The sequence below is a fragment of the Nostocoides veronense genome, from assembly GCF_039531185.1.
Taxonomy (GTDB): domain Bacteria; phylum Actinomycetota; class Actinomycetes; order Actinomycetales; family Dermatophilaceae; genus Nostocoides_A; species Nostocoides_A veronense.
Genome location: NZ_BAAAPO010000045.1, coordinates 1 through 3,314 on the forward strand (window position 1 = coordinate 1; position 3,314 = coordinate 3,314).

A 3,314-nucleotide genomic window follows, 5' to 3' on the forward strand; every position below is an offset into this window, starting at 1 on the left:
CTGTACTCGTCAACACCGGCGAGCCTCAGCTGCGATCAGCGAGGTGCCCGGTCAAGTTCGATGAGCCCCTTTTCACGGCATGCCAGCGTGCACGGTGCTTCGAAGACGCAGTACAGCAAGCGCAACTGCGTTCAGGTCCTCATGCTCGTCACCAGTCTGATCGGATATGCGGATCAACTCGCCAAGAGGTCCCGAGCCGAGGATGAGTCCGGCTGAGTTGATGGGTGATCAGTCCTCCGGGACGAGTTGTCTCGCACTCAGAGGTTCCACGCCGTCGTGCCGGTCACTCATCAAGACGTTGCCCTGACGACTGATCCTTCCCTCCAGTGCCACGGTCGTTCGACGCTTCATCCAGTCCAGCGCATCATCGAAGCGCTGGTCGTCGGTCACCCGGACACTCACGTGGGTGCTGCGCGACCTCCGGAAGGTGTCGATGGTGACGGTGCCGCCCTGTTCAGGGTCGCGGGCCACGGCCACGATGGGTCCGGTGAGAATCTCGACATTGGGCTCTGGGGTTGCCTTGCGGAGCACCTTCGCCAATGCGTCGACGCGAGGTGCAGCAGCAGCCGGGATGGAGACCTTGCTGAGGTTCTCGGGTTGCGGCCCCGCTACCGGGGCCCATTGGAACTCTGCGCCGAACTCAGCAACCGCCCCCTCCGACAGGACGTGGTGCAGAGCGGTGGCGAACTCGGCGCTGACCCCGGCAAAGATCAGGTTCAGCGCATCGCCCTGCCTTGGTTCGCGTTCGGGAGTCACGACCACTTCGTGGACCTTCGTGAGGGCTTCTGCGAAGGTCCGCATGACCCGCCGCTCCACCGGCTCCGGTGGCGCGGCGTCGACCAGGCCCTCGTCAACTGGGACCGGCTCACTGACGGGCAGGAGAAGGGGGATGATGAACGATCCTCGCCTCGTGTGAGCCATACGAGCCGTGCCTGCGATCTCGTCGGCGTGCTTGTCGTAGTTGCCCCTGATCTGCGCCCGCGCCCTCCTGGACGTGGTTGCACAGGACCTGAACATCCGCCACGCGCCCTGCATCATCGCTGTCCCGGCCTCATACGGAATCGTGTCCGTGATCACCAAGTCGTTCGCGGCGCGCAGGTTGGCCACGTCGGTCGACATGAGCATGATGTCCGCGACGACCTGCTCGACGGTGACCCGCTCCACCTCGGCCAAACGCGCGGTGATCGAGCGCCAGTCGAGGGAGCCCTCCTGCACCTCGTGGGGCACCGCGACAGACAGATCGGTTGCTTCGTGATCCCAGAGTCGTCCCGCTGCACCCGGATCACGAGGCGACTCCCATCCGTGACTTGCCAGGTAGAGCGACAGGTTGCGCTGAAGGTCTCTCATGCCGCCCCTCCTGTGAAGACTCGTCGGACCTGGTCGTCCCAAACCCGGAACGTGTCGAGGTGGAGCCGATTCTGCACGGGCACTCTGACAGTCCCAGGCCGAGCGTCGTTGACCTGCGTCCAGTAGGCGTGTGCATGCCAGGTGGCGGATCGCTCCGCCTGGGTCACCATGGACGCGAAGTCCTTGCGGGACAGCACGACGAGCACGAGGTAGACGGGAAGCGCCTGATTCGACCACTTGGCACACCACTCGGCCTTGACCCGCACCGAGTAGGTTCCGTCGTTGTTCCGACGCTGAGAGGTGCCCGTCTTCACTTGCACGGTGACAGGAGACTTCGTGAGGTGCACCGTCAGGTCAACGGCACCGTAGTCCTCGCCGGGAGAGGTCTCCTCGTTGCGGATGCCTGCCTGCGCCGCGAGGCTTCGCACGTAGTACGTTCCGATCCTGCCGATGCGGTCCGCTGACGCGATGTCCCCTAGAGACGGGGGTGGCGACACCGCTGGCATGAACGAAGTCTAGGCCGTGGCGTCCGAGGAGCCCGGAGAGACACGAGGTCGCCCAGCGGCCTTCTCGCTGGAATCCTCCTCGAACACGTGTGTGTCTAGGCTCGATAGCACCCCGTAGCGCAAGCCCACCTCAGGAGGGACCGTCATGACCCAGCAGCACCCCAAGGACACAATCCAGGCCGACCTGGAGGCGCTTGCCGAGGTCTTCGAGGCCGAGGATCGAGAAGACCGCCGTGCCGAGGCTCAGCGTCGCCGTGACGGACTTCCCGAGCCCAAGCGGGACATCCGCACGTTCGACGGCTTCGCGGACGGTGGAGTGGCCCCTCGCGCCTGACCGGCGTACTCGCTGCGGTCCCGGTCGAGGTCGGGCACAAGGTGGGTGAGCCTGTCCGTCGCGCGCTCGGCTGCCTCGAAGACGGTGGAGATCAGGGTCTGCTGGTTGGTCGCTCTCATGCGCCTGGACTGTAGCCAGGCTGTCTGACACCACTAGCCACACCAGTCCAACTAACCTTGCGTCCTACGGCGTCGGGGTATGGGGAACCCCGCGCTCTTCGTGGGGGAAGGGCGCAGGGTCCTGCCATCGGTCAGCCCTTCGGCGGGTGCGAGTCTCTCCCGTAGGAGTTCTTCTCACCGATGGTGCCGTCCATCTTCTTGACGATGTGCTCCACACCTCGGTCCTTGGCCATCTCGCGGCCAGCGGCCTGCGCTGCCGCCTTCGTGTCGAGCACGTTGCTCGCCCGGCTGTTGCCCTGCGCGCGGTTCTTCCACTGGCCGTTCTCGTGGTACGTCTCGATGTCGCCCTTGCTCATGTTCACCTCCTCTCCGTCGTTGGGGGCAAGCATGAATCAGAGGTCCGACAATCTCGGGGACGGTCGCGCTACGGTCTGGACATGGCAATAGGGCAACCCATGGACACCATGACGCCGCGCGAACTGGCGAAGGAACTCGGCGTCAGCGACCGGACGATCCGGCAATGGCTCCGTGAGCAGGGCTGGCAGTCCGTGCCCTATGCCCGGTGGCGCCTGACGCCCGAGCAGGCGAGGCAGGTCAGAGAGCACTTCCGCGCCTGACCGTAGGGTGCTGACCGCTGGGAACAAGTGGGAGGTAACGCGGGATCGTCTCGGGCGGGGAGCACGAACGCTGAGCATCAACGCAGGTCACAGGGGGTAGGGGTGTCCGTACAAACGACCCACAATGTGATGTCTCAGGACATCGGAAACCCCTGAACCCCTGGTTCAGGGGTTTTCTGGTGTTCGGGGTTGGTAGCGGCGGGTGGGGTCGAGGGTGAGTTCGCGCAGGATTTCGCCGGTGTCGGTGGCGAGGATGGTGATGTGGAGGTCGCGGGTGAGGGCGGTGACGGGGGTGGCGTTGTGGGCGCGGCCGATGCCGATGGGGGTGATGCTCCTATTCCGTGTCAAGGTCTGTTCATGCGGCGGTGAGCCAGGCGCGGTAGCGGGCGGC

Annotated in this window: 6 protein-coding genes and 1 pseudogene; 3 read left to right on the forward strand and 4 right to left on the reverse strand. The window is 65.1% G+C overall.

The genetic code is table 11. The features are described from left to right. Positions 1–216, forward strand: a 216-nt coding sequence (locus ABD225_RS14845) for a hypothetical protein (protein ID WP_486348477.1), incomplete at its 5' end; no start/stop codon positions are given. Positions 217–228: 12 nt separating this feature from the next. On the opposite strand, the gene ABD225_RS14850 is transcribed toward ABD225_RS14845, so the two are convergent. After that, a complete protein-coding gene (locus ABD225_RS14850) occupies positions 229–1,347 on the reverse strand; it encodes a hypothetical protein (RefSeq protein ID WP_282005504.1) in 1,119 nt (372 codons plus the stop codon). Next, positions 1,344–1,853, reverse strand: a complete 510-nt coding sequence (locus tag ABD225_RS14855; RefSeq protein WP_344087114.1) for a DUF4365 domain-containing protein — start codon at positions 1,851–1,853, stop codon at positions 1,344–1,346. The genes ABD225_RS14850 and ABD225_RS14855 overlap by 4 nt, the downstream gene beginning before the upstream one ends. Positions 1,854–1,998: 145 nt before the next feature. On the opposite strand from ABD225_RS14855, the gene ABD225_RS14860 reads away from it, so the two are divergent. Then, on the forward strand, positions 1,999–2,187 hold the full coding sequence (locus ABD225_RS14860; protein ID WP_344087117.1) for a hypothetical protein: 189 nt from the start codon (positions 1,999–2,001) through the stop codon (positions 2,185–2,187). A 250-nt stretch (positions 2,188–2,437) separates the two neighbouring features. Here ABD225_RS14860 and ABD225_RS14865 read toward each other — a convergent pair whose 3' ends face one another. Then, entirely contained in the window at positions 2,438–2,662 is a 225-nt protein-coding gene (locus tag ABD225_RS14865) for a DUF2188 domain-containing protein (protein ID WP_344087120.1), read from the reverse strand. 81 nt (positions 2,663–2,743) lie between these two features. Between ABD225_RS14865 and ABD225_RS14870 the strand changes: the two genes are divergently transcribed. Next, a complete protein-coding gene (locus tag ABD225_RS14870; RefSeq protein ID WP_344087123.1) occupies positions 2,744–2,923 on the forward strand; it encodes a YfeC-like transcriptional regulator in 180 nt (59 codons plus the stop codon). A 165-nt stretch (positions 2,924–3,088) separates the two neighbouring features. On the opposite strand, the pseudogene ABD225_RS14875 reads toward ABD225_RS14870, so the two are convergent. After that, a pseudogene (locus tag ABD225_RS14875) lies at positions 3,089–3,314 on the reverse strand (hypothetical protein); the annotation flags it as partial.

Bases quoted from the DNA above. Each gene is read 5' to 3' on its own strand.
- ABD225_RS14860 (WP_344087117.1), top strand. From the start codon at position 1,999: ATGACCCAGCAGCACCCCAAGGACACAATCCAGGCCGACCTGGAGGCG.
- ABD225_RS14850 (WP_282005504.1), bottom strand. From the start codon at position 1,347: ATGAGAGACCTTCAGCGCAACCTGTCGCTCTACCTGGCAAGTCACGGA.
- ABD225_RS14865 (WP_344087120.1), bottom strand. From the start codon at position 2,662: ATGAGCAAGGGCGACATCGAGACGTACCACGAGAACGGCCAGTGGAAG.
- ABD225_RS14870 (WP_344087123.1), top strand. From the start codon at position 2,744: ATGGCAATAGGGCAACCCATGGACACCATGACGCCGCGCGAACTGGCG.
- ABD225_RS14855 (WP_344087114.1), bottom strand. From the start codon at position 1,853: ATGCCAGCGGTGTCGCCACCCCCGTCTCTAGGGGACATCGCGTCAGCG.